The organism is Trichococcus pasteurii, from assembly GCF_900112935.1.
Classification (GTDB): Bacteria; Bacillota; Bacilli; order Lactobacillales; family Aerococcaceae; genus Trichococcus; species Trichococcus pasteurii.
Window position 1 is genome coordinate 173,248 of record NZ_FONM01000003.1, and the last position, 26,763, is coordinate 200,010.

A 26,763-nucleotide genomic window follows, 5' to 3' on the forward strand; every position below is an offset into this window, starting at 1 on the left:
GATGGACAGCATCAAGTTGTATTTTCTGACATTTTTTGTGTTCTTTTTAGTGGATATTGTCTGGTTGGGAGTGTTATCCAAAAATATTTACAGCAAGTACTTGGGTCATCTCATGGCTCCGAATGTCAACTGGGCAGCGGCGCTGATCTTTTATCTCTTGTTCATAGGCGGTCTCGTATTTTTTGTGATCCATCCGGCCCTTTTGAAAGAAAGTCTGCAGTATGCCATATTGGCTGGCGGTTTTTTCGGATTGGTCGCCTACGCGACGTATGACTTGACCAATCTGGCCACTTTGAAGGATTGGCCGATCACGATCACCCTGATCGATTTGGCCTGGGGAACTTTTCTGAATGCGGCAACTGCCGGCATCACGTATATTGCGGCACAAAGATTTCTCTAAAAAACGAAAAAAGGCTAAGAAGCAGATGGAGGCAGAACAATGGATATTTCAACATTGGATAGCGAAAGGCTTTACAATTCTTTTGTGTCGGGTGCACAGGAGGTCATAAAGAACAAAAACAGCCTGAATGAAATCAATGTATTTCCGGTCGCTGACGGGGATACCGGCAGCAACCTCTCTTCAACGATGCATGCGATCATTTTGGAGGCGAAAATCTCCGGATCCGTCAAGGAAACGATGAACAGCATAGCCGATGCTGCTTTGACGGGTGCAAGGGGGAATTCCGGCATCATCATCGCCCAATACATCAACGGGATTTTTCTCAGTCTGATGGATGACGAGACAATCACCATCCCTTCGTTTGCGGAAACGGTCAAAAATGCTGTTCCTTATGCCTATCAGGCCATTTCCAATCCGGTGGAAGGGACAATCATCACAGTCATCCGGGAATGGGCGGATGCGGTATACAGCCATAAAGATCTTTCGGCTTCCTTCACCGAATTGTTTTCAAAATCGCTGATCACGGCCAACAAATCTTTGGAAGCGACAACTTCCCGTTTGAAAGTGCTCCAGGATTCCAAAGTCGTTGATTCCGGCGCGAAGGGGTTTGTCTACTTTCTGCAAGGATTTGCGGCTTTTTTGCGCACCGGAAAGTTGGACTTGGAGGTCAGCGGAGAATCGGAAGATCTTTCTTTTAATGAAGAATTGATCCACAGCCAAGGGGAGATACGCCACCGCTACTGTACCGAAGCGCTGTTGTCAGCGGATGCTATCGATCTGGAAGCATTGAAAGCTGAACTGGCACTTTACGGGGATTCGTTGATTGTGGCAGGCAACAACCGCAAAGCCAGAATCCATATCCATGCCAATGCGCCGGAGCAGATATTCCAGGTTTTGCGCAAAAAGGGCATCATTCTGCAGCAGAAGGCGGATGACATGATCAGGCAGAATGAATCAGCTTTTGACCGGAAATACGACATCGCACTGATTACGGACTCGATAGCGGACGTCCCGCAGGCAATTCTCGATTGCTATCAAGTGCATATGTTGCCGCTCAATCTGAATTTTGACAACACCTCTTATCTCGATAAGGTGACGATGACGCCTGAACTTTTCTATCCGTTGTTGGAAGAGGCCGTCGAATATCCGAAAAGTTCGCAACCGAATCCGATCGTTGTCGAAAAATATCTGGAAACGGTACTCTCGCATTACGATAAAGTCATCATTGTGACTGTCGCGAAAGAGCAGAGCGGAACCAACAGTGTGTTCCGGAATGCTGTCTCCAAAAAGCTGCGTGAAGGCAAAAAGATCGCTGTGATCGATTCAAAGCGGAATTCCGGGGCGGAAGGGTTGCTTGTCATGAAAGCGGCAGAAATGATTGCGGCAGCAGCACCTTTCGATGAAATCGTCGCAACGATTGAACGGTTGAGGGACCGGACAAATATCTTCGTCAGTGTCAACAATTTGAAATACATGGTGCGGTCCGGACGTTTAAGCAAAGTATCGGGTCTGGCCGCGATGTCGATCAATCTGAAGCCGGTCGTTTCCATTGATGCGGAAGGCAAAGGTTCGATAGCCGAGAAAGCGTTCAGCGAAAAAGGGAATGAAAAAAAACTGTTCAGATTGCTGGAAAAAATAAATACCCAAGAGAAGCTTTCGAGGTATGCGATTGTGCATGCCAATAATCCCGAAAAAGCTGAAGCATACCGCAAGCGCAGCGTCACATTGCTGGGAAAGGAACCTGAATATATCATGAACATTTCTACAATCGTCGGAATGAGTGCCGGAGTCGGCACTGTGGCGATTTCGTATATGTGTGAGGAGGAATGATCAGATGAATGCTTTTCTTGTTAAGCGCTCTGGCGATTGTGTTGTTAACGAAAAAATGAGGAAAGCGGCTGGGGCAAATCGCCAGCCGCTTTCCTTATTTATTTTTACGATATTTTTTTAATAGTAAGGCACCAACGATTGACGCGCCCGTCAGTGACAATCCGGTCATCAGATAAGGGGTGCGGTATGTCAACTCAACGGTATGTTTGCCTGCGCTGATCGGAACCGCCAGCAAGCCTTTCAGAGTGGTTTCCGTTTCAGCAGCCTCCCCATCGATCGTCACTGCCCAGCCTTCGCTGTAGGGGATTGTCGTCAGCAATACTTCATCTTCATCCGCAATCGTGACCGAACCTGTGATGTGGGTCTGGCTGAAAGAAGTGATCGTCATGCCTTCCTCTTGCCGCCCGGAAATGGTCTCCTCGAACAAAGCTTTGTTCAGTTCGTAAAGTTTCAGATCCTGCACACGTATCGAGTCCTCAAGCAGCTCGATCGTGAAGGTGATGTTTTCACCTTGCTGGTTGCTTGCAATGTTGATGACCTGGTCATTGCGGTAGGTCGTATAATAATCCAGCTTCACATTATTCACATAAAGGGTTGCGTTGTCATCGTCGATGCCGGCATCCAGGATCAGATAATAGGGATTTTCGCTAGTAGGAGTGAACTGGAATTCAATCCTTGAGATTGCGCCATCCACAGACCGGTAATAGGTTGTGTTCTGCGCATCGTCGGCAGCGGATGTGACATTCTGGAAAACGTTGGAATCGAACGGGCGCAAGGAGAAATAAGGTTCGATGCTTTCCTGATTGTTGAAGGCATCCAAGAGCTGTTCCTGCATCAATATGGGCTGATCCTCGATCAACTCAAGGTCCAATACGCTTTCGGAAACCCCGAATGCCAATGACAACGCATATGGATTTTCAAAGGTGGTCGATCTATCCGTTTCTGAATAGATACTGTACTGGGTCAAATCCGGGCGTGTGGAGTTGCGGTTCAAACGGTATATGCCGTCATTGAGGTCATAAAATGTTTCCGGCAACTTCTTGTCCTGAATGAAATACTTCACGCCGAAGAGCGCATCCGTGAATAAGGTCCCGGTTGAGTACACGATAAAGCCGTTCCCGTCAGGAAAGCCCAGTGAGCCGAACAAGGCGGGAATCTCCTTTTCAAATGTGGAACTGAAATGATTGATCCCTGCATAATTGGCTTGGAAACTGTCGTTTTTGGAGCGCTGGAACGTTTTTTCGATCCGGTAGAATGTATCCTCGGATGTCCGCACATCAGCAAGCATCGTATTCAGATTCGTCTGATAGTCGGCGAATTCATCCTGCTTGACGTAGCCCAAACGAAACAGGTCGATGGCTGCATTTGCCGTCATCTCTGCGGTGACCACGAAAAGCAAAGCGTAGGTCAGCCATTTTCTGGGCTGATCCCTGAGCATCAGCAACACCAGTACAAGGACAGAAATGACTGCAGTTATCAATACTTGGACAGGCTCCAGAAATTCAAAATCTTTTTTCAGGACATAGATGGCAGTGGCCGCATTCGCGATCAAAAGGCAGCAGGCCAGCGAAAACGGAAAAGGGCGATAGGAGCGCAATGCCCGAAAACCGTTCAACAGGAAAAAGAAACAAACGGTGAACGAAAAACGGTAAGGGTACCAGATCGGATATTGTCCGGCATGCCAAATTTTATTCAGAAACTGGACATTCATCGCCAGGAAAAAGAGGGCGGTCAGCGCAAACGAGGTAAACCGTTCTTTTATGGAAAAGGCGGGATGAAAAAAATAATAGATGTATGCAGTCAGAGCGACAGTGCCGATGAAGAGATTGGGATGTCCGCTGGGCATCTGGTCGAAATTGAATGCCCCGATATAGAACTTCGAAACGACCTCGAAGGGATCATAGGCGAAACTCCAATCGATCAGGTTGTTGGCATAGCTTGCCTTGCTTCCCAAGAGAGAAAAAAAAGTGGGCAGCAGCAGCACTGCGGCAAAGCCAGCTCCCAGCAAGGAATAGCCGATGAATCGGGCTGATTGGGCGAAGAAGTGCTTCAGGTGCGCCTTCAGATCATTCAGGCCGGCAATTTCTTGTCTGGAAAATGCGAACAGGTAATAGAAAACCAGGAAAATACAGATCATGAACCCGATATAATAATTTGAAATCAGCATCACTCCGAGAAAGAAGCTGTAGTACAGACCGCTTTCATCCGAAAGCATTTTTTCCAATCCCAAAATGATCAGAGGCAGGAAAACGAGTCCGTCCAGCCACATCACATTCAATTGATTGACGATGACATAACCCATCAAAGCATAGCTCAAGGCGAAGGACGGAACCAACAAGCCTTTGCCTGCGAAACGGGAAACCAACAAATGGGCAAAGGTCAATCCTGACGCGGAAACCTTCAGAAGGATCAAGATAGTCACCGCTAAGGGCAATTGGGACTGCGGGAAAAACAGAAAAATCAGATTGAAAGGACTCATCAGATAATAGGCCCATAACCCCAACATCTCTCCGCCGAATGACTTTGTGAACGAAAAGAAAATGGCGGAAGGGTCGGACAATAAGGTCGTCCGGTAATAACTGAAAAAATCCACATATTGTTGGCCGAGATCCACAGTCAGCAGCGTGCTGTTGCCGAAAGGGTAAACGCCCATGGTGGCATAAATGACCATCATTACAAATAAAGGCAGTAAAAATGAAAGGGAAAGCATATTTTTGTGCGGTGATAGGGTTGTGAAACGCTTCAGCATGCTGCACATTCCTCCTTTGGACCGAAAATTATATGGCGTTCCTGCAAAGTCAGTTGACCGTCAGGGAACGCTCGTGATGGTTGAAGCGAAAAATTCACAAGTGCTTCTGCTATTTTAGCATATCCCATTGGTTTTATGAAGAATGCGGGTATGTCTTGGGCTATCCTCCGAAGCTACATGTTAAAAATTTATTGCTTCGTTTGTAATGCATTCTTTTTTTGCTATAATAGGTTGTTGAACTATGGTTTTAGGAAGGTGTAAAATTGGAAGATAATACCCAAAGCAAAAGAAAAAGAAAATCGCATATCCCATTTCGATTGAACCTGCTCTTTTTCATCGTGTTCTCGCTTTTTTCCGCAGTGATATTCCGACTGGGATACCTGCAGATCGTTCGCGGAGATGAATTCGAAGCCATCGTGAAACGTACAGAAACGACACTTGTGACGGAATCGGTGCCGCGCGGTTTGATATATGACAGAGACGGTAACATACTTGTAGGCAATGAGCCGCAGCATTCCATAACCTTCACTAGAGGAGCAAACACTACAGCCGAGGAGATGGCAAAAGTCGCCTCGTCATTGGCAGGTTTGATAGACGTCAGCATTGAAGAACTGACGGAGCGTGATCTGAAGGATTATTGGATGGCCGTAAACAACGAAGTTATGTTGGAACGTCTGTCGGATGATGAAAAGCTGTTGCCGGGTTCTGAACTATATGAAGTGGAGCTCGAAAAAATAACAGCGGAAGATATCGCCTATTCGGATGAAGAAAAAGAAATTGCCGCTATTTTTAAGCGGATGAACAGCGCGTATGCCTTGTCGACGACCAGCATAAAAAACAAGGATGTTTCGGATGAGGAACTGGCTCGGGTGAGCGAAAATCTGTCCGGTTTGTCCGGGGTGGATGTCGCGACTGATTGGGTCAGGATCTATCCCGAATCGGACTTGCTGAAGAGTATTTTGGGTGGCGTGACCAGCGAAAAAATCGGTTTGCCGAGTGACCAGGTCGCTACTTATTTGGCAAAAGGGTACGCCAGGAACGACCGCGTCGGTAACTCCTATTTGGAGCAAGAATACGAATCGGTGCTCTCAGGCACGAAATCACAATGGGAAACGATCACGGATCAATCAGGCGAGGTTGTGACGCGGGAGGAATCCTATGAGGGAAAAGCCGGGGATAACCTGGTCCTGACCATCGATATCGATTTTCAGAAGGAAATCGAACAGATCGCGACCGATTTCCTGAACAGCAACGTCGATCCCTACAATGACCGGATATACATAGTGGCATCGGATCCGAATACAGGAGAAATCCTGGGCATGACCGGGAAGCAAATTTCGGCATCCAATGAAATTGTGGATGATGCATTGGGGGTCATCAATTCCAGTTACGGGATGGGTTCGGCTGTGAAGGGCGCGATGGTGCTGACCGGATACATGAGTGGAGTCATCAGCGCGGACAACAATGTCCTCGTCGATGAACCTTTGCAATTCCAAGGTTCAAATCTGAAGAAATCAGTTTTCAACCCGTCCGTCGGCAGTCAAGTGGCCATTAACGACATCGAGGCGTTAGCCCGCTCATCGAACGTTTACATGATCAAACTGGCGATGCTGATGGGGGGACAATCCAGCTATGAAGCGGGAGGTACCTTGAATATTTCCCCAGATCTGATCGACGAACTGCGCAGCTATTTTGCCCAGTTCGGCTTGGGTGTGAAGACGGGAATCGACCTGCCGAACGAAGGCAGCGGACTGACCGGGTTCAACCAAGCGGCAGTTAACGTAGTCGACCAATCATTCGGACAGTACGATCTATACACGACCTTGCAGTTGTCGCAATACATCAATACCATTGCCAATGGCGGCACCCGATACGCACCGCAGTTGGTTTCGGAAATCCGCAGCACGGATGCGAACGGATCGCTGGGAGCGTTGGAAACGACACTGGAGACAAAAGTGATGAATCAGGTCGACGTCGACACGGAAGCGATGGAACGAGTCCAACAAGGATTTTACCAAGTAACCCACAGCACGAACGGAACAGCGTATTCGACATTCGGAAAGGATTCGAACAACGTTGCAGCCAAAACGGGTACGGCAGAGGCCTTCTATGACGGCAACAATGAGAATCTGAAGGGCGAAAGCGTCTTTAACTCCACATTTGTCGGGTATGCGCCATTCGATAATCCGGAAATCACCGTCACCGTTGTGGTCCCGTATCTAAGTACGGAAACGGGCCGGGCTACGCCGATAGCCAAGAAAGTCTTTGATGCGTACTTCAACACAGGGGATTACAAAACAGCAGCCGAATAAACAAAATGAAGGTGCCGGAACAAGGATTGCAACATCCTTGTTCCGGCACCTTCATTTTGTTAGGCTGGATTATTATTCCAGGGTGATGATGTCGGCGATGACTTCATAGCCCATGTCCGGGGTCAATTGGTATTCTCCGACATTGATCTTCGTGACAAGATTCCGGTCGGTCAGATATTGTTCAAAGACAGCCCGGTCTGTAATGAGTCCCGCACTGACAAGATTGTCTATGACGACGGACATCGGTTGTCCGGAAGTGATGACAAATGTTACAGGTGCATTCGCAACCGGAGTGGTCGCACTGTCGGTGACGCTCGCTGCTTCAGTTGGGACACTGGAGGCTGCTGCAGCTCCATCGGCAGGCGTGCTGCTGGTTGCAGCTTCGTTAAGTTGTTTCTGCAATTCCAATTCAGCCAAAGTACTTTCATATTTCTCTTGATAATCCGTTGAATCGGCATTTGCTTCTCCGTTGAAGGTGCTGCCAGGGAGTGCTTCCGGATAGAAGAGCTGGAAGCCGGCCAAGAGCACGGCAGACAACAAAAAACCGATGGATATAAAACGAAGCTTTTGTTTGTTCACTTTATTTTCTCCTCTATACGATTGATTGTTCTATGTAGTTATCGACAACGAGTTGCACGGTGGTGATAGGGACGGACAGTTGCTCTGCAATCTCATCAAACGTTCTTCCGCTTGTATACAAAGTGATGATGTGCTGCTTTGTCAGGTTGTGTACTTTTTTAACGGTCTGCGAATCTTCGGAAACGGGAACTTCTTTTCCCAATTCCTCTTCCACAGCGATGAGTCGTTGCTTCAATTCATGGATTTCTTCCGTTAATTGTAATGTGTATTCACTCATCTCATCAGCGAATTTACGATCATTATCCTTAACGAAAAATGATGCAAACAGCAATATGATTGCGATTGTCAGCAAGACAATCACGATGGTCCATTGTTCCATCTTTGTCACCTCAATTCTTCTTTTTGACGCCTGATAACATTCTAATGAAATTCGTTTGTTTCTGCAACCTTATCTGGGATTTTATTGGGAGAAAGCTTAAAAAAATCGGGCGCAGGCATAACTTGTTCAAAAAATAGTGGCATTATTTTTTCATAAGTGATACAATGAGAAACGCAGAAGATGATTCGATCTTCAATTTTTTTATGTTTGGAGGGAAGAATATGCGGTTAAATATTACATTGGAATGTACGGAGTGTAAAGAACGTAATTACTTATCAAAGAAAAACAAACGTAACAACCCGGACCGTCTTGAAGTGAAAAAATATTGTCCACGTGAAAGACGCGTGACTTTGCATCGTGAAACAAAATAATTAAAATGACAACAGGATATCCTGTTGTTTTTTTATTTTATCCGGAAGGATGCATTATATAGTAGAAACGGCTTGCCAGGCCGCTTGAGGAGGGATTCTGATGAAAGAACAGATAAGAAAAGAGATGCTGGGGAGATTGAAGGATTTGCCATCCCAGGATCGGATCCGGATGGAGCAAGCGTTGACGACAAAAGTCTGCAGCAGCGACGAGTGGAAAGCTTCAAAGACGATCGGAGTCACCTGGTCCAATTTCCCGGAAATCGATACGCAAAAAATTATCCAAAAGGGGCTTGAAGAAGGCAAACGGATGGTCGTTCCCTACTCCGGCAAGGACCGCGTGATGACTTTTCATGAATATTTGCCGGATACCGCCATGTCAAGGAGCAAATTCGGCATCATGGAACCTGTCGACAGGAGTAACCCGGTTCCGCCCGAAGAAATCGATTTGTTGCTTGTTCCTGGTTTGGCGTTTTCGCAAGCGGGCTATCGCGTAGGGTTCGGCGGCGGCTACTACGATCGTTATCTGGCCGCTTACAATGGCCTTACCTTATCGATGCTGTTCCCGTTCCAATTGTTCAGGGAGCCGAATTGGGAAATCGAAGATTTTGATGTGCCGGTCCAAAAGTTGTTGACAGCAGCATTCTAGTTTAAAATAAGATAATAATGAAAGGAAGTGTCATGATGCGGTCATATAATACCAAAAGATCCTATTTACCGGATAAATTCTCTGTAACGCATTTGTTCTTGGCCACTCAGATTGTCATTTTCCTGCTGATGACCCTGAACGGGGGAAGCACCAATGTGCTTACGCTTATCCTTTTCGGCGCCAAATTCAACCCCGCCATCGCGCAAGGGGAATGGTGGCGTTTGATAGCGCCTATGTTCATCCACATAGGCTTCACGCACATTCTGGTCAACAGCATCACCCTGTATTACTTGGGTACGCAGATGGAAAGTCTCTATGGCTCTTTGCGTTTTGCGCTGATCTATCTCCTGAGTGGGTTGATGGGGAACCTCATGAGTTTCGCCTTCAATGATTCGATTTCCGCCGGTGCAAGCACCTCACTTTTCGGGTTGTTTGCCGCAGCCATCGTTCTGGGCCGTCAGTTTCCGTACAATTCGGGGATTCAGCAAATGGCCCGCAGTTTTACGATGCTGATTTTCCTGAATTTCTTCTTCGGATTTTTTTCCGCAGCAGTCGATAATTTCGGGCATCTTGGCGGGGCATTGGGAGGCGCGCTGGCGGCCGTGTTCATCGCGATGCCTAGGACTGCCAAAAGCCAAAACGGCCTAAGGTTGCTTTTTCTGGTCATTTATTTTGTGAGCGCTATATTCTTTGCTTATACGGGTTTTATGCGGACCGGTTTTGCGTTATACTAGACATAAATTGAACAATTGGAGGAAATGACGTGTACAAAAAATTTATCGGAATAGATTTAGGCGGTACTTCAGTGAAATTGGCTATCTTGACAGCAGAAGGCGATATCCAGCAAAAATGGAGCATCCCTACGAACATCAGTGATGAGGGGACGCACATCGTACCTGATATCATAGCTTCGATCAAACACCATCTAAATCTCTACCAAATGACTGCGGACGATTTTCAGGGCATCGGCATGGGCTCGCCGGGAGCGGTGGACCGTGAAGCGGGTACTGTCGATGGTGCCTTCAACCTGAACTGGAAAACGCCGCAGCCTGTACGTGAAGCAATCGAGCGGGAAATCGGCATCCCTATTTATATAGACAATGATGCAAACGTTGCCGCGCTCGGTGAGAAATGGCGAGGCGCCGGTGCGGATGATCGCGACGTCGTATTTGTGACACTTGGCACAGGTGTCGGCGGCGGAATCATTGCGGAAGGCAATCTTATCCACGGTACTGCAGGTTCAGGCGGCGAAATCGGACATATGACGGTCGAGCCGGGCGGATTTGACTGTACCTGCGGGAAGAAAGGCTGTCTGGAGACCGTCGCCAGCGCGACAGGCGTCGTCAAATTGGCCCGCAAACATGCGGAAGAATATGCCGGCAACTCGCAGCTCAAATTCATCATCGATGATGGCCAAGAAATCACTTCAAAAATGATTTTTGATTTGGCGAAAGAGGATGATGAACTGGCTGTTCTTGTCGTCGACCGTGCTGCCTACTATCTAGGATTGGCCTGCAGTCATATCGGAAATCTTTTGAACCCGGCTTATATCGTCATCGGTGGCGGTGTATCCGCAGCCGGGGAATACCTTTTGGAGCAAGTAAGAACCTATTTTGCTGACTTTTCATTCCCTAACGTCAAGAAGACTACGCATATCAAATTGGCCGCTCTTGGGAATGATGCCGGCATAGTTGGAGCAGCTTATCTTGCGCTGACGGAAATCAGCAAATAAATCATCCCAGGCAAATGGGACCTGAACATTTTCAGGGAAAGAAAATGCGGGAGGATGGAGGATGACATGGGAAAAAGAGGGCTAGTATGGTTCATTCTCTCACTCTCAAGTGTTCTTATTCTGGCGGCCTGTACACAACGGTTGAAGTATCCAGACCAGCCTGATGCAAGCGCTCCAAACCTTTCCTCCAGCATCGAAACCCCATCAATATCCAAGGATGAATTCCTTTATACTGTGGGCTGGCTGGACGACAGGACCCTCCTTGTTGCACTGGAAAAAAATGAAGAATACGGTTTGTACAGCCATGACTTGCTCACGGGGGAAGACCAGCCGATCCGGACTTTTTCAGATCGGCTTGTTTTTGCTGCACTTTCAGAAAATGGCCGACGGATGCTTGTGCAAGTCGCAAATCAGCAGGGAAGCAACGTCATGATGATCGACAAGTCGGGAAAATCACTGGCCGATTTTCATTTGTCGGAAGGGGTTTTGACGAACGTTTCCTGGAATCCGGAAAACGAAGGGCAGCTGTTCCTTTCCGTCCAAAAAACAATGGATAGATCCGTCAATAACCTTTGGGATCTGGCGGAAAGCGAGTGGGTGGAAATGGCTGATACAGAGGGAATGCCGGTTTGGTATTCGGAAAATATGTACCTGCACATGGAAAGCGGTCCGGATGGTGCCTCTGCGCTGGTGTTGAGTGACGTCCGATTTCCCGGCAAAGACACTGTCATCGATCGGGAAATCCTCGCATACGGACTGGAAGGCGAATCTGTATGGGTGGTGACCCCTTCAGATTTCAATGAGGAAGAGTTGATTGCCGTTTCCTATTATCCGCTTCTGATTGCCCAAGGCTATGTTGCCTTGCCGCGCATAACCGATGGGAGCGGGCTGGTCATCCCTGAATTCAAAAAAGGGAACGACTCGGATGAAACGTTTGCTGTCATCCCAAAACAGGAGCCGGAGAGCGTTGATGGCGTCATCTTCGAACTCGCAAAAATCGATTTTTCCGGCAACGCTTCAGAGGTGCTGACCATGGTCGAACGAATGGCTCCGATTTCCGTTTCACCAGAAGGAACCTATGTGCTTTACGGAGAGCGTTATGAGTATCTGTACGATGTGGAAGGCGATGGCTGGATACAATTGACGGAATAGAAAAAAGTCGTCAAAACTGTAGCAATGCGCCTTCCACAAGTGTAAAATAGGAGAGCAAGAGTATGGAAAGGGTGGATTTATTTGAATTTAACAGGAATTGATATTTTTAATATCGCATTATGGATATTCATTATCGGATATGCCATTTATCAAGCTTATTTTTATTTCCAAAGAAAGAATGCGGCGACTATTCTGACTGCAGAGGAGTTCAGAAAAGATCTGCGTAAAGCGCAATTGATCGATGTCCGCGAAAAGACGGAGTTCGATGCAGGCCACATATTGGGAGCGAGAAATATCGCTTATTCGGCTTTCAAGCAACGCTATCAAGAAATCCGCAAAGATCAACCGATTTATCTGTATGATCAAAATTCCATGTTGAGCGGACGTTGCGCGGCAATTTTGAAAAAAAATGGCTACAAAAATATTTTCATTCTGAAAGGCGGCTATGCCGGTTGGGATGGGAAAGTCAAAAAGAGCATCTGAGTCAATTAAAAAGGTTCCCGGAATCAGCTTGTGGATTCCGGGAACCTTTTTGAATGTTTCCTGTTACAGATTTATGAATAAAGAGTACAGCACGGAAATGATCGATCCGCCGACCATGGCCAGCAGCATGATCCAAATGATGAATTTGCTGAATTTATTGAATTTTGAAGAGGTAGCGCCAGTTTTCTTTGTCAACATTATTCCCACCTTTTGTTTTTTACATGGCATAGTTTACAACATTAAAATATAAAAGTAAATGTTGGGGAAGCAGGGGAAAGAAAAGAAAGCCATTATTTTCAATTGTTTGCTTTCCATTTAAGTAAATTTTTGTTAGGATTAAGATTATAGAATGATGTGTTTATCATGAAGGGAGAATTTATTTATGTCAAAACAGCAAATTGGCGTTGTCGGGATGGCCGTAATGGGCAAAAATCTAGCATTGAACATTGAAAGCAGAGGTTATTCTGTATCGGTATTCAACCGCTCCGGCTCAAAGACTGAGCAAGTCATCGCGGAAAATCCAGAGAAAAAACTGGTTCCTACTTATACAATCGAAGAGTTTGTTGAGTCTTTGGAAAAACCAAGAAGAATCATGATGATGGTAAAAGCTGGGGAGGCAACCGACAAAACGATTCAATCGTTGCTGCCTCATTTGGATAAAGGCGATATCCTGATCGACGGAGGGAATACTTTCTACAAGGATACAATCCGCCGCAGCAAGGAATTGGAAAATTCAGGCATCAATTTCATCGGAACTGGCGTTTCCGGTGGCGAAGAAGGCGCATTGAAAGGCCCTTCCATCATGCCGGGCGGACAGCGTGAGGCATACGATTTGGTTGCACCGATTTTGGAACAGATTTCCGCTAAAGCTCCGGATGGCGAGCCATGTGTAGCCTACATCGGCAAAGATGGCGCCGGCCATTTCGTTAAGATGGTCCACAACGGAATCGAGTACGGGGATATGCAATTGATCGCAGAAGCATATGACATCATGTTCAAGTACCTTGGCATGTCAGTCGAAGAAATTGCCGCGGTGTTCATCGAATGGAACAAAGGCGAGTTGGACAGCTTCCTGATCGACATCACTGCTGACATCTTGACTAAATACGACCCTGAAACAGGGAAACCAATGGTTGAGATCATCTTGGATCGCGCCGGCAACAAAGGCACGGGTAAATGGACTTCCCAAAGTGCATTGGACTTGGGCGTACCATTGCCGTTGATCACCGAATCCGTTTTTGCCCGTTACATTTCCGCTTTGAAGACAGAGCGTGTCGCTGCCAGCGAAATTCTGACTGGACCTGCTGTTGAAGGTAAAGAGGGTCTGGATAAAGCAGCCTTTATCGAAAGTATCCGCAAGGCACTCTACTTCAGCAAAATCATGAGCTATGCGCAAGGATTCGCTCAATTGCGCGTTGCCAGCGAAGAAAATGATTGGGATCTGAATTATGGCGAGATCGCTAAAATTTGGCGCGCAGGCTGCATCATCCGTGCGCAATTCCTACAAAACATTACAGATGCTTACGAGAAGAATCCTGAACTGCAGAACTTGTTGTTGGATGACTACTTCGTGGATATCACTAAACAATACCAGGGAGCTGTACGTGAAGTGGTTGCTACGGCTGTGGTTGCAGGCGTTCCTGTACCGACATTCTCATCTGCGGTAGCTTATTTCGATTCTTACCGTTCGGCTGTCTTGCCTGCGAACATCATCCAAGCGCAACGGGACTACTTTGGAGCGCATACGTATGAACGCACCGACAAAGCTGGTTCTTACCACTTTGAGTGGGACAAAGAAGTAGAAGTTCCACAAGACTAAAGGGATACAGCGCCATTCTGGCCTACACTTACGTCATCCGAAGCCGTGCTTCGGATGACATTTTACTATTATGATCATTTAATTAAGATAAATTCCCGACAGTATGTTAAAATAAAATGAAATTGTAATGGCATGTTGTTATTATTCAAATGAGACATTAGGGGAGAATTCTATGGAAAATAGAGACAAACAAAGAATATTGATTATCGAAGATGAAAAAAATCTGGCGCGTTTCATCGAGCTTGAGTTAAAACATGAAGGCTACGAAACGGAAATTTGCTACAACGGCAGAACCGGCCTTGAAGCTGCCATGAACCAGGATTGGGATGTCATCCTCTTGGATCTGATGTTGCCGGAATTGAACGGCATCGAAGTTTGCCGTCGCCTGCGCCCTGTCAAAGATACGCCGATCATCATCATGACCGCCCGCGATTCCGTCATCGACCGCGTGTCCGGTTTGGATCACGGAGCGGATGATTACATCGTGAAACCATTTGCCATCGAAGAACTTTTGGCAAGGGTGCGCGCTTTGTTGCGCCGCATCGATATCGAAGAAGAGCAACGCAAGGTGAAACAGACGACCGTCACTTATCGTGACTTGACGATCGAAAAGGAAAACCGTGTCGTGCGCCGTGGCGACGAGCACATCGAATTGACCAAACGCGAATACGAATTGTTGTTGATCCTGATGGAAAACATCAACGTTGTCCTATCAAGGGATGTATTGCTGAATAAAGTATGGGGATACAAGACAGAAGTGGAAACAAACGTAGTGGATGTATATATCCGTTATCTGCGCAACAAAATCGATGTAGCCGGCCAAGAAAGTTATATCCAAACGGTTCGTGGCACCGGATACGTCATGCGCTCATAATACTATGCGCAGAATCAATTATATGCCAACCAAAAAAAGAGGAAATCCCAAGTCCATTCGGTGGAAATGGGGTTTTCTTTTAAGTATCGCTTTCTTCCTGCTGTACTTTCTGTCCGCTTTGCTGATGCTGAATGTCTACAAAAGCTATCAATACGATCAACAAAAAAATGAAGCCGAGAATCTGTTGTATTCGGTCCAATCCGCCTTGTCCGAAATCGACACGAAGCTTTCAGTCAACAGCGTCGAGAGCATGTTCGAGAAGATCTCTGTTTCCACTGTGACGAAAGGGCTCCAGTCTGTAGGCAACTATCCGTTTTTGGAGGATCTCAAGAGCAGAGGGGCGAACATACGCGTATTCGATACAGATGGACAGCTGCTCTATGAAACGCAGAAGAGCTATACGACATTCATCAAAAATCCCGATACTTATTTACGCGAGACTAAGCTGAACGATCTTGAAGCGTTTGTCGCAGGTGGTCCGATACTCAGCCAGGAAGACTCCTTCCTGTTGGGGTATGTGCAGATCGTTTTCCGATTGAATGATTATCATAAAGTCGTCTCACAGATGACGCAGTATTTCTGGTTAGTGACGGCGCTTGTGCTCGTTTTGTCAGCGGCTGCCGGCTACGGCATCGCCTTTTACTTCTTCAGGCCGATCAAGCAGATGGTCGACACGATGGATGCGATCGAAGAGGATACGCTGTCAGAGACCCGTATCAAAATATCGAAAAGCAAGGACGAATTTACCGACCTTTCTGTACATATCAACGGACTCCTGGACAAGATGGCGCTTTATGTTACCCAGCAAAAGCAGTTTGTGGAAGATGTCTCGCATGAACTCCGGACCCCAACAGCCATTGTTGAGGGCCATCTGAAATTGCTGAACCGTTGGGGCAAGGAAGATCCGCAGATCCTGGATGAATCGCTTGCCGCTTCCTTGACCGAAATCCAGAGAATGAAGACCTTGGTTCAGGAAATGTTGGATCTTTCCCGCGCGGAACAAGTCGAAATGCATTATAAAAATGAAGTGACGCCGATCCGGAATGTCGTGCTGCATACGTTCCATAATTTTAAGATGCTGTATCCGGATTTCGTGTTTAATCTGGACGATGATTTGAGTCGCGAAATCTATGTGAACATCTACCGCAACCATTTTGAGCAAATCCTCGTGATATTGATGGACAACGCTGTTAAATATTCGACTGACCGGCATGAAATCCACCTTTCGATTTCCGAGTCCATGTCCTATGTCCAGATTGCCATCCAAGATTTTGGCGAGGGGATGTCCCAAGAAGATCAGCAGAAGATTTTTTCGCGTTTTTACCGCGTCGATAAAGCCAGATCGCGGAATAAAGGCGGAAACGGCTTGGGCCTCTCAATCGCGAAAGAATTGTTGGAAGGCTATAAAGGTGACATCACCGTCGAAAGCGTATTGGGCCACGGATCTGTTTTCCGCATCCAGTTGCCGATTCTGAAGAATTATGTGCCGGATGAGGAATTGTAGGCGTTCGACAGGAGAACGGCCCTTACCAAAAAATGAAATGCAAAAAAGCAGGAAGCGAACTCATGTGCGAGTCGCTTCCTGCTTTTTCTGCAGTTGCATTTAGGATTTTGATTGTTTGCCTGCGTTGCGGCCTTTTTTGCCATCCGTTTGTTGATTCTTGGCGGACAAAGCTTTTACCGTTTGCGTCGGTGCGGAAGGCGAAACTGGTTTGGCCATCTTCACATTCTTCTTGATCGGGCGATCCTTCATTTCTTCTTCAACTTGCTTCTGGATTTTAGGTTTGATCATGTGATTTTGAAGGGCAGTCTGGGCTGCGGCGAAAATACCGCCAGCCAGCCAGTATAATGCCAATCCCGCTGGTGAGGACCAAGAGAACATCAGAATCATGATCGGGTTCATCAGCAACATCGATTTCATCTGTGATTTGGTTTCCTGAGGCATACCGATTGTGGAAACGTAGCCTTGGATCACATAAGCCACACCTGCCAAGATTGCCAGCAGCGGGCTGCTTACACCAAGATTGATGCCAAGGAATGTGCTTTGGGAAATTTCCGGCGTCAAGTTGACGGCCTGGTACATAGCGGTAAAAATCGGCATCTGGATCAGAATCGGTAAGCAACCGACACCGCCTGTCATGCTGATGTTATTTTCTTTGTACAGCGCCATCATTTCTTGGGAAACTGCCGCTTTTTCTTCAGGCGTCTGGGCATTTTTTTGGCGGAATTGGATATCTTCCAATTCTGGTTTGATATATTTCATTTTTTCCTGTTGCACCATCGTTTTTTTGATTTGGGTAAAATTCATGGGCATGATGGCCAAACGGACGATGATTGTGATGGCGATGATGGCCAGTCCATAATTGCCGTTAAGCATTTCCGCCAGCATAACGATCAATTTTCCAGTAGGCACCACCAAATAGTCATATATAAAGCCAGTTGGGTTTTTATTCTCATCATATTGCATGCATCCTGTAAGAACCACTAACAGGGACAGCATTTCCGCGGAAAGCAATAACTTCTTTTTGAGTTTCATCATTCACGTTCCTTTCAATTTTTCGATAACATTACTACTATACCTGAAGGGGAAAATATATTCAATTGGTTACGCGAAAACTTATGTAATTCTCAATGTTGGCGTCCTCTTCGAGCTTGCAGGTATCGACTTTTCCGCTTGGCGAGGGGCTGCGTTTGACCGCCGCGATGAAAGCATCGATTTTATCGGTCGGTCCGACCGCTTCGATGTAGACACTTCCGTCATCCTCGTTCCTTACGATGCCGGAAACGCCGATCTGGTCCGCCACCATTTTTGTCATGTAACGGAACCCCACGCCCTGGACGCGGCCGCTCACTGTCATCTTGATTTTTTTCATGATAAATCTCCTCCAGATATTAGGCTGAGCATGCGCTTTAGCTTTTTAATTCAGTTTACAGTCTTCGTCAAGAAGTTTCAATCCCGATACCTTGCACGGGAATAATTTTCCGGGCTGTGCTATACTTTTTGCAACAAAGAAGGTGATAGCATGTACGAGGTGATACGGACCGAGGGAGAATATGAACCTTGGTGGTTTTTTGAAGATTGGATGGATTTTATTGTGGAATCGACAGAGTATGCCGATTTCCAGGAGGCAGTCGCCGCCTATGAGCAGGCTGCCGAAAAACTATCGGAAGCCTATCCATTCCAAAAAACGAAGGAAGCCTACCTGACTGCCTACTGGTCGGACGGAGAAATCCGGTTTTGTGAGAACTGTGATGACGATGTGCAATTATACCATGGACTGATGCTGTTGCAGGACAGGAAAAAACTGCGACCGGAATGATTGTTCAAGACCGAAAAAGCTTCAGCATCTCGCAAAGGCGGGTGCTGAAGCTTTTTTGTCCATGCTTTCCGATGAAAAAAATAGCCTCGTAAGGGTTCATTTTATAGTATAATGAACCGATACGGGTAATCAACCGAACCATTTATGGACCGCTGTTCTATGCAGATGTGCAGGGGTTTTGAGTAAATTATAAAAAGGAGTTGGCATGTTTGGCGAAACGAACGACGACAAGAAAGAAAAAGAAGGCGACCGGACAGAAGATATCCTACGAGCTTATCGGTGTGCTGTTTCTTTTCAGTGCAGCTTTAGGGATCGGGCAACTCGGTTTTGCCGGTATAGCGCTGGCGAATTTTTTCCGATTTTTTGTCGGCGAAACCTATCCGGTCAGCCTGGCGCTGTTCGGTGCCTACGGGTTGTACCTGATTTTGAGAGGGAAAGAACCAAAAATAAGAAAGAACTGGCTGATCAGCGGCATCCTGCTTTATTCAGCTGCGTTGCTTTATCTCCATTCACAGGCCTTTGAGACAGTCGTAACGGAGGGAGCATCGGTCATATCCGTTACGCTTGCCCGCTTTTTGGTCGACGTCAGGCAAGCGGATACGGCTTCAGAAATGGGCGGGGGATTGATCGGAGCGGCTTTTTATACTGGAACCCATTTTTTGGTTTCACAATGGGGCACTTACATCATCATCGGCCTGCTTATATTTTTTGGTGCGGCAGTCATTTTCGGGTTTACGACGCATGACGTCATGGAAGTGGTCCGCAAAGTTGCTTTGATCTTCGGGCACAACAGCAAACGAGCGGTGCTTTTCACGAAAGATAAAGTAGCCAGCTCGATCATCGATTCGAAAACAGTGAAGAAACCGACCAGGTCCAACAGCGTTCCGACCGAAAAGAAACCTTCAATAGTCGAAAAAGCAAAAAATCAGATCAAAAGTGAGTCGGCAGCAAAGAAATTGATGAAGGAAGAAGCTGAAGCTTTGAAAGCTTCAGAAAAGGAAACGCTCGCCGAGAAAGAGCGCGAACCCGTTCAGCTGAAAATCGACAGTTTCCAGCAGCAACTTGAAAAAGCAGCCGAACACAAACATGCGGATAATGAAAAGAGCGCGTCCGCCCAACAGGCCGCCCTTGCAAAAACAACGGCGGGAGGCGGTGAGGAAGACAACAGCGGCGATCTGGAGTTCGAAATCACTGCCGAGCAGGAAAACCGGGATTACCAATTGCCGCCGGTCACTTTATTGAATGAAATAAAAGCAATCGATCAATCGAATGAATATGCGACAATCGAAAAAAATGTCAAAAAACTGGAAGAAACGTTTGCAAGCTTCGGTGTGGAAGCCAAAGTCACGAAAGCGAATCTAGGGCCGGCCGTGACAAAATATGAAATCCAACCAGCTGTCGGGGTGAAGGTCAGCAAAATTGTGAACCTTAATGATGATCTGGCTTTGGCTTTAGCAGCAAAAGATATCCGCATCGAAGCACCGATACCCGGTAAATCCTTCATCGGCATAGAAGTGCCGAACAGTGAAGTCAGCGTCGTATCCTTCCGGGACGTTATGGAGGGCCAAAAGCACACAGACAAGCTGTTGGAGGTTCCGTTAGGCCGGGATATTTCCGGCGTTGTGCAAAGCGCAAATCTGACGAAGATGCCCCATCTGCTGATTGCGGGTGCGACCGGGAGCGGAAAATCGGTTTGCATCAATGGCATCATCACGAGCATATTGATGAAAGCCAAACCGAACGAAGTGAAGATGATGATGATCGATCCGAAAATGGTGGAATTGAACGTCTATAACGGGATTCCGCACTTGCTAACGCCGGTTGTTACGAATCCCCGCAAGGCGGCCCAAGCGCTCCACAAAGTTGTAACGGAAATGGAAAGAAGATACGAATTGTTTGCCGGTACCGGTATGCGCAACATCGACGGCTATAACAATCTGATTGTCGAATACAATCTGGAGAACGGGGAAAATAATCCTACCTTGCCGTACATAGTGGTCATTGTGGATGAGTTGGCCGATTTGATGATGGTGGCCAGCAATGAGGTCGAAGATGCGATCACCAGATTGGCTCAGATGGCACGGGCTGCGGGAATCCATATGATTTTGGCTACACAACGACCGAGTGTCGATGTCATCACCGGCATCATCAAAGCGAACGTCCCTTCCCGGATCGCTTTTGCTGTGTCCAGTTCAATCGATTCGAGAACGATAATCGATGGATCCGGGGCAGAGAAGCTGCTGGGCAGAGGCGATATGCTCTTCCGTCCGATGGGGGAAAACAAACCGATCCGTGTCCAAGGCGCGTTCATTTCCGACGAGGAAGTCGAGCACATTGTCACTTTCGTCAAAAATCAGCAAGAAGCGAACTATGTCGAGGAAATGATGCCGACCGAAACCGTGGCGGCTGCAAGCGAAGAGCCGGAAGATGAACTTTTCGGGGAAGCTGTAGAATTTATCAGATCGGATGAAACGGCGAGTATTTCCAAATTGCAGAGGAGATTCCGGATCGGCTATAATCGGGCAGCGCGGCTGATCGACGAGATGGAAGCAAGAGGCATCGTTGGGCCGGCTGATGGAAGCAAGCCCAGAAAGGTGAACATTAGCGAAGGTATTTATGAAAATGATACGGATATCCCCTATGATTCTGAGGTTTAACCCGGAGCTTTCTGAAAAATATATGGATATTAAATGAAAAAACGATTACAAAACAAGTCAATATCGTTTATTTTTTAAGAATTACATGATATGATATTTTTTGTAAGAAGCTTGTACTTACAAGTTCAAAAAATTGAAGTTTATTGGAGGGGTCATGGTGAAGAAGCAAAAATATGTTAGTTTATTGGCATTAGGGTTAGGTGTCAGCACAATCCTGGCAGCTTGCGGCGGAAACGGCGACACGGCTGACAGCAGTGCAACAGGTTCCAACGCAGCAGAGGGAACGGAAGATAACTTCACTATCGCGATGGTTACCGACGTCGGCGGCGTGGATGACAAATCATTCAACCAAAGCGCATGGGAAGGCCTTGTTGCATGGGGCGAAGAGAACGACAAAGAAAAAGGGATCGATGGATATGATTACATCCAATCAAATGCCGATTCGGAATTTGTGACGAACTTGAACACTGCCGTAAACAGTAATTTTGATCTTGTGTTCGGTATCGGATATAAATTGAAGTCAGCGATGCAGGATGTGGCAACACAAAACCCGGATACAATGTTTGCCATCATCGATGATGTCATCGAAGGCGAAAACACAGTATCTGTATCATTCAAAGACAATGAAGCTGCTTTCTTGGCTGGCGTCGCTGCTGCTAAAACAACCAAAACCAACCAGTTGGGCTTCATCGGCGGACAAGAGAGCGTCGTCATCGATCGCTTTGAAGCTGGATTCATAGCTGGTGCCCAATCCGTCAATCCTGATATAGATGTAAAAGTTGAATATGTCGGCTCATTCGGCGATGCAGCAGGCGGAAAATCAAAAGCTGCCGCAATGTACGCAAGCGGAATCGATGTCATTTATCAAGCTGCCGGAGATTCCGGAAACGGCGTATTCTCAGAAGCTAAAGATATCGTAAAAGCAGACCCTTCAAAAGAAATCTGGGTAATCGGTGTTGACCGTGACCAAACTGAAGAAGGCTTGTTGACTCTTGATGACGGCACTGAAAGAAACCTTACTTTGACCTCGACGTTGAAGGGTGTAGGCACTGCAGCCAAGGACATCGCTACGTTAACGATGAACGGCGAATTCCCGGCAGGGGAAGTGTTGAATTTCGGTTTGGCTGAAGAAGGCGTCGATTTGACTGAAGGCCAATTGAGCGAAGAAGCTTTGACTGCTGTCAACGATGCGAAAGCACAAATTTTGGACGGAACGCTTGTTGTTCCTGAAGCTCCAGAAAACTAATCGCGTTTTATTCTTTATTAGCGAAGCAACTTGATTCCGGTTAGGATATTGAGTTGCTTCGCTTTTTTTCTTCGCATCGCCGCAATAAATGATGATCCGCACAAAAATAAACAAATGTTCAGTTTGTGTGACAAACAAAAGTGGATAGGATTTTGGAAATACTTTATAATAGGTGTGAAATAGTGTTTTACGGTATTATATTTTATAAGCGTGTCTCACTGCTGCATGAGGGAATGCATGCATTCAATTTTAGTAAGGAGTGGAATCAGCATGACAGAAGGAAATTATGTCATTGAGATGATTGGCGTAACAAAAGCTTTCGGCAATTATAAAGCGAATGATGATATTTTTCTCAGCTTGAAAAAAGGTGAAATTCACGCTTTGTTGGGTGAAAATGGCGCGGGCAAGTCAACTTTGATGAATATTCTCTCAGGCCTTTTGGAGCCGACCAGCGGAACCATCAAGGTCAAAGGGCAAGAGGTCAAAATCAGTTCCCCGGGTGTTGCCGATAAATTGGGGATCGGAATGGTGCACCAACATTTTATGTTGGTCAAGGACTTCACGGTTACGGAGAACATCATTTTAGGCAGCGAGCCGAGCAGACTCGGCGTTTTAAATAAAAAGGCAGCCGCTGCCGTGATTGCTGACCTGTCCAACAGATACCGCTTGGCAGTCAATCCGTCCGCCAAAATCGAAGACACCACTGTGGGGATGCAGCAAAGGGTCGAAATCCTGAAAACATTGTACCGTGGGGCGGACGTCCTCATTTTCGACGAACCAACGGCAGTGTTGACACCCCAAGAAATCGACGAATTGATGTCGATCATGAGGGAATTGACGAAAGAAGGCAAGTCAATCATCCTGATCACGCATAAACTGGATGAAATCAAAGCCGTTGCGGACCGCTGCACAGTAATCCGTAAAGGCAAGAGCATCGGCACCGTCGATGTGAAGCAGACATCCCAGCAAGAACTGGCCGATATGATGGTGGGGCGTTCCGTTCTGTTCCGCACAGTCAAAAAACCATCCCAGCCAAAGCAGGCTGTTTTGGAAATTGAAGGATTGACGGTCAAAGAGAGCCGCGGACTGGAAGCCGTGCGCAATTTGAGTCTAACGGTACGGGCGGGCGAAATCGTTGGGATTGCCGGGATCGATGGGAACGGCCAAAGCGAATTGATCCAAGCCATCACTGGCTTGCGGAAGGCTGAGAGCGGAACCGTTAAGCTGAACGGTGAAATCATCACGAACTTGGCTCCGCGCAAAATCACTGAATCAGGTTTGGGACATATCCCTGAGGACCGACAAAAGTTCGGCCTGATCCTCCCGATGCGTTTGGATGAGAACATCGCCTTGCAGACTTATTATCAGGAACCTTACAGCAAAAACAGCTTCCTGAATGATACAGCCATCGAAAACCATGCCATCGAACTGATCAAAGAGTTTGATGTTCGGACCCAAAGCGAAAAATCGACAGCTGGTTCGTTGTCCGGCGGGAACCAACAAAAGGCGATCATCGCCCGTGAAGTCGATCGGAATCCTTCGTTGTTGATAGCAGCCCAACCGACCCGAGGATTGGATGTGGGGGCCATCGAATTTATCCATAAACGCTTGATCGAGCAAAGGGATAAGGATAAGGCGATCCTCCTGATGAGCTTCGAGTTGGATGAAATCTTGAATCTCTCCGATATCATCGCTGTGATGTTTGAAGGTGAAATTGTGGCCTACGTCAAGCCGGAGGAAACTTCTGAACAAGAACTGGGCTTATTGATGGCCGGTTCCTCTTTGGAAAAGGCCCGGGAAGAATTGGAAAAAAACAAGGAAGAGGAGGGAAGCCTTCATGAGTAATCAACAAGGAGCCACTCGCATCCAGGGGATTATCGTACCTTTGCTTTCAGTCATATTAGGCCTGTTGATCGGCGCGATCGTCATGTGGTCTTTCGGTTATGATGCCATCGCGGGTTATTCGGCAATGCTGAAGGGAGCTTTCGGATCGCCGTTTTACGTAGGCGAATTATTGCGTGAAGCTACCCCTTTGATTCTGGTCGCATTAGGTTTTGCGGTAGCCAACACAGCGGGTTTCTTCAACATCGGTGTAGCGGGTCAAACTTTGTTCGGCTGGTTGGCATCCGTCAGCGTAGCCCAGCTGTTGCCTGATTTGCCTAAAATGATTTTGTTGCCTTTATGCATTTTGGCGGGTGTAGCCGCCGGAGCTCTGTGGGCGGGTATCGCCGGAGTTTTGCGTGCCTATTTCAACACAAGTGAAGTAATTGTCACCATCATGCTGAATCATACAGCTTTGTACATCAACAACCACATCGTAAGAAATGTTTTGACGGATTCCGGGGATTCTACAGCCAGAATCACAGAAAATGCCAGTCTGAGGGTGCCATTCTTGTCAGAATTGACCCGTAATTCGACACTGCATGCCGGCATTTTCATTGCCCTCATCATGATTGCGGCGGTATGGGTGCTGATGAAGAAAACAACATATGGTTTCGAATTCCGTTCAGTCGGATTGAATCCTGACGCGGCCGATTACGCAGGGATGAACGCCAAAAAGAACATCATTTTGGCCATGTTGATCAGCGGCGGATTGGCCGGTTTGGGAGGAGCGATGGAAGGATTGGGGAATTTCCAGAATATGTTTGTTCAAGGTGCGATGCCGGCCGTCGGGTTCGATGGTATGGCAGTAGCTTTGTTGGGCATCGGTAGCCCGATCGGAATCCTCTTTGCTGCACTTCTGTTCAGCACGTTGAAAATCGGCGGAACCAGTATGCCGCTTATGTCCGGCGTGCCGGTAGAGATTGTCGATATCGTGATTGCATCGATCATCTTCTTCGTCGGCGCGAGCTATATCATCCGACTATTGGTGAATAAGCTGTCCAAAGTCAATAAAAAGGAGGTGGCGTGAGATGGATATGCTAGCGATTCTGTCGATCATCGTATCTTCGGCTTTGATTTATTCGGCACCATTGATCTTTACTGGCCTTGGCGGAACATTCTCGGAACGGAGCGGTATCGTCAACGTGGGGTTGGAAGGCACTATGGTAATGGGGGCATTTTCGGCCATAGTCTTTAATTTGAACTACGCCGACAACCTGGGCAAAATGACCCCTTGGGTTGCGTTGCTGGTTGCTGGTGCAGTGGGCATCTTCTTTTCGGTCCTTCATGCCGTTGCCACCATCAATTTAAGAGCGAACCACATCGTTTCCGGAACGGTCATCAATATGCTTGCCCCTGCTTTGGCGGTATTTTTGACTAAGGTTCTTTATGAAGGAAAAGGGCAAACAGCCTTCATCGTCCAAAACTTCGGTAAGACAAGTTTTCCTGTTTTGAAGGACATCCCGATCATCGGTCAGATATTCTTCACGAACACATCAGCACCAGCCTATGCAGCGATCGCAACGGCGCTCGTCTGCTACTTCATCATCTTCAAGACGACTTTCGGCTTGCGTCTGCGCTCGGTCGGGGAACACCCGCAGGCGGCAGATACATTGGGGATCAATGTCTACGTGATGCGCTACGCTGGCGTTTTGATTTCCGGCTTTTTGGGCGGTGTGGGTGGCGCCATCGTTTCCCAGTCGATCAGCCTGAATTTTTCCGGATCAACGATCGCCGGTCAAGGATTCATTGCCATGGCTGCCATGATTTTCGGCAAATGGAATCCTATCGGAGTGATGGGCGCAGCGATTTTCTTCGGTTTTGCCCAGAGTTTGGGGGTCATCGGCAGCTATATTCCGGTCATCCAGAATATCCCTTCCGTCTACCTCCAGATCGCACCTTACGTCATCACGATTATTGTGCTTGTAGGTTTTATCGGCAAATCAAGAGGCCCGGCCGCTAACGGTACGACTTACATCAAATCAAAGTAATCTCTGTCAGTGAGAAGGGTTGGCTCAACACGAGTCAGCCTTTTCTTTTTGTGGAAATGAAAACCATGGGCTAGGCCCATGGTTCCGGAGAGCTTCCAGCGGTGTATTAAAAAATCCTCGCTAAGTGCTAGAATATATTTGGTTCGCCAACCAATATTCATGACTTAGGAGGATTCTTTATATGTCTCAAGACAAAAATAGTTTAGCACATACCACTTGGAATTGTAAGTATCACATAGTTTTTGCGCCCAAATACCGGAGGCAAGCAATTTACGGAAAGATAAAACAAGATATAGGAGTCATACTTCGGCAGTTATGCGAAAGAAAAGGTGTAGAAATAAT

25 protein-coding genes are annotated in these 26,763 nt (G+C 47.0%); 19 read left to right on the top strand and 6 right to left on the bottom strand.

Annotated elements, in window-relative coordinates; genetic code table 11:
• The first annotated feature begins 1 nt into the window (after position 1).
• Both BM184_RS05060 and BM184_RS05065 read left to right on the top strand, forming a co-directional pair.
• On the top strand, positions 2-400 hold the full coding sequence (locus BM184_RS05060; protein ID WP_086941613.1) for a DUF2177 family protein: 399 nt from the start codon (positions 2-4) through the stop codon (positions 398-400).
• A gap of 39 nt (positions 401-439) precedes the next feature.
• The gene (locus BM184_RS05065) at positions 440-2,230 is read left to right on the top strand and encodes a DAK2 domain-containing protein (RefSeq protein ID WP_086941612.1); all 1,791 of its coding nucleotides are present in this window, start codon (positions 440-442) and stop codon (positions 2,228-2,230) included.
• Between the two features lie 94 nt (positions 2,231-2,324).
• Here BM184_RS05065 and BM184_RS05070 read toward each other — a convergent pair whose 3' ends face one another.
• Complete coding sequence (locus tag BM184_RS05070; RefSeq protein ID WP_177208543.1) at positions 2,325-4,979, bottom strand: YfhO family protein; 2,655 nt, start codon at positions 4,977-4,979, stop codon at positions 2,325-2,327.
• Between the two features lie 263 nt (positions 4,980-5,242).
• Here BM184_RS05070 and BM184_RS05075 point away from each other — a divergent pair, with 263 nt between their 5' ends.
• On the top strand, positions 5,243-7,291 hold the full coding sequence (locus tag BM184_RS05075) for a peptidoglycan D,D-transpeptidase FtsI family protein (RefSeq protein WP_086941610.1): 2,049 nt from the start codon (positions 5,243-5,245) through the stop codon (positions 7,289-7,291).
• Positions 7,292-7,363: 72 nt separating this feature from the next.
• Here BM184_RS05075 and BM184_RS05080 read toward each other — a convergent pair whose 3' ends face one another.
• Entirely contained in the window at positions 7,364-7,870 is a 507-nt protein-coding gene (locus tag BM184_RS05080; RefSeq protein WP_086941609.1) for an MltG/YceG/YrrL family protein, read from the bottom strand.
• Positions 7,871-7,883: 13 nt separating this feature from the next.
• Positions 7,884-8,249 (bottom strand): DUF6115 domain-containing protein, encoded by a 366-nt coding sequence (locus BM184_RS05085; RefSeq protein WP_086941608.1) that lies wholly within the window; start codon positions 8,247-8,249, stop codon positions 7,884-7,886.
• Positions 8,250-8,470: 221 nt separating this feature from the next.
• On the opposite strand from BM184_RS05085, the gene rpmG reads away from it, so the two are divergent.
• The 6 genes from rpmG to BM184_RS05115 all read left to right on the top strand — a co-directional run bounded on the left by rpmG (position 8,471) and on the right by BM184_RS05115 (position 12,633).
• A complete protein-coding gene (gene rpmG / locus BM184_RS05090; RefSeq protein ID WP_068560829.1) occupies positions 8,471-8,620 on the top strand; it encodes a 50S ribosomal protein L33 in 150 nt (49 codons plus the stop codon).
• Between the two features lie 100 nt (positions 8,621-8,720).
• Positions 8,721-9,266, top strand: a complete 546-nt coding sequence (locus BM184_RS05095) for a 5-formyltetrahydrofolate cyclo-ligase (protein ID WP_086941607.1) — start codon at positions 8,721-8,723, stop codon at positions 9,264-9,266.
• A 32-nt stretch (positions 9,267-9,298) separates the two neighbouring features.
• Entirely contained in the window at positions 9,299-10,000 is a 702-nt protein-coding gene (locus BM184_RS05100; protein WP_086941606.1) for a rhomboid family intramembrane serine protease, read from the top strand.
• 29 nt (positions 10,001-10,029) lie between these two features.
• Complete coding sequence (locus BM184_RS05105; protein WP_086941605.1) at positions 10,030-10,998, top strand: ROK family glucokinase; 969 nt, start codon at positions 10,030-10,032, stop codon at positions 10,996-10,998.
• 66 nt (positions 10,999-11,064) lie between these two features.
• Positions 11,065-12,150: a YqgU-like beta propeller domain-containing protein gene (locus BM184_RS05110; RefSeq protein ID WP_143091109.1), complete on the top strand. Its 1,086-nt coding sequence runs from the start codon at positions 11,065-11,067 to the stop codon at positions 12,148-12,150.
• A gap of 81 nt (positions 12,151-12,231) precedes the next feature.
• Entirely contained in the window at positions 12,232-12,633 is a 402-nt protein-coding gene (locus BM184_RS05115; RefSeq protein WP_086941603.1) for a rhodanese-like domain-containing protein, read from the top strand.
• A gap of 63 nt (positions 12,634-12,696) precedes the next feature.
• Here BM184_RS05115 and BM184_RS05120 read toward each other — a convergent pair whose 3' ends face one another.
• Entirely contained in the window at positions 12,697-12,831 is a 135-nt protein-coding gene (locus tag BM184_RS05120; RefSeq protein WP_120488144.1) for a DUF4044 domain-containing protein, read from the bottom strand.
• 184 nt (positions 12,832-13,015) lie between these two features.
• On the opposite strand from BM184_RS05120, the gene gndA reads away from it, so the two are divergent.
• The 3 genes from gndA (at position 13,016) to BM184_RS05135 (ending at position 16,830) form a co-directional block, all read left to right on the top strand.
• Entirely contained in the window at positions 13,016-14,452 is a 1,437-nt protein-coding gene (gndA, locus tag BM184_RS05125) for an NADP-dependent phosphogluconate dehydrogenase (protein WP_086941601.1), read from the top strand.
• A gap of 172 nt (positions 14,453-14,624) precedes the next feature.
• Complete coding sequence (locus tag BM184_RS05130; protein ID WP_086628095.1) at positions 14,625-15,326, top strand: response regulator transcription factor; 702 nt, start codon at positions 14,625-14,627, stop codon at positions 15,324-15,326.
• 22 nt (positions 15,327-15,348) lie between these two features.
• Positions 15,349-16,830 carry a HAMP domain-containing sensor histidine kinase gene (locus BM184_RS05135; protein WP_177208544.1) on the top strand — a complete coding sequence of 494 codons (1,482 nt, stop codon included), beginning with the start codon at positions 15,349-15,351 and terminating at the stop codon, positions 16,828-16,830.
• A 99-nt stretch (positions 16,831-16,929) separates the two neighbouring features.
• On the opposite strand, the gene yidC is transcribed toward BM184_RS05135, so the two are convergent.
• Both yidC and BM184_RS05145 read right to left on the bottom strand, forming a co-directional pair.
• Positions 16,930-17,865 carry a membrane protein insertase YidC gene (gene yidC, locus BM184_RS05140; RefSeq protein ID WP_245830509.1) on the bottom strand — a complete coding sequence of 312 codons (936 nt, stop codon included), beginning with the start codon at positions 17,863-17,865 and terminating at the stop codon, positions 16,930-16,932.
• Between the two features lie 58 nt (positions 17,866-17,923).
• On the bottom strand, positions 17,924-18,199 hold the full coding sequence (locus BM184_RS05145) for an acylphosphatase (RefSeq protein ID WP_086941598.1): 276 nt from the start codon (positions 18,197-18,199) through the stop codon (positions 17,924-17,926).
• Positions 18,200-18,349: 150 nt separating this feature from the next.
• Here BM184_RS05145 and BM184_RS05150 point away from each other — a divergent pair, with 150 nt between their 5' ends.
• The 7 genes from BM184_RS05150 to BM184_RS05180 all read left to right on the top strand — a co-directional run.
• Positions 18,350-18,646, top strand: a complete 297-nt coding sequence (locus BM184_RS05150) for a DUF1033 family protein (RefSeq protein ID WP_086941597.1) — start codon at positions 18,350-18,352, stop codon at positions 18,644-18,646.
• A gap of 209 nt (positions 18,647-18,855) precedes the next feature.
• Positions 18,856-21,303, top strand: a complete 2,448-nt coding sequence (locus tag BM184_RS05155; RefSeq protein ID WP_086941596.1) for a DNA translocase FtsK — start codon at positions 18,856-18,858, stop codon at positions 21,301-21,303.
• Positions 21,304-21,460: 157 nt separating this feature from the next.
• Positions 21,461-22,549, top strand: a complete 1,089-nt coding sequence (locus BM184_RS05160) for a BMP family lipoprotein (protein ID WP_086941831.1) — start codon at positions 21,461-21,463, stop codon at positions 22,547-22,549.
• 270 nt (positions 22,550-22,819) lie between these two features.
• Positions 22,820-24,394 carry an ABC transporter ATP-binding protein gene (locus BM184_RS05165; protein WP_086941595.1) on the top strand — a complete coding sequence of 525 codons (1,575 nt, stop codon included), beginning with the start codon at positions 22,820-22,822 and terminating at the stop codon, positions 24,392-24,394.
• Complete coding sequence (locus tag BM184_RS05170) at positions 24,387-25,460, top strand: ABC transporter permease (RefSeq protein ID WP_086941594.1); 1,074 nt, start codon at positions 24,387-24,389, stop codon at positions 25,458-25,460. Before BM184_RS05165 ends, BM184_RS05170 begins: the two co-directional genes overlap by 8 nt.
• Before the next feature lies 1 nt (position 25,461).
• Positions 25,462-26,421 carry an ABC transporter permease gene (locus BM184_RS05175; protein ID WP_086941593.1) on the top strand — a complete coding sequence of 320 codons (960 nt, stop codon included), beginning with the start codon at positions 25,462-25,464 and terminating at the stop codon, positions 26,419-26,421.
• Positions 26,422-26,602: 181 nt separating this feature from the next.
• A partial coding sequence (locus tag BM184_RS05180) for a transposase (RefSeq protein ID WP_143091110.1) occupies positions 26,603-26,763 on the top strand: 161 nt, incomplete at its 3' end.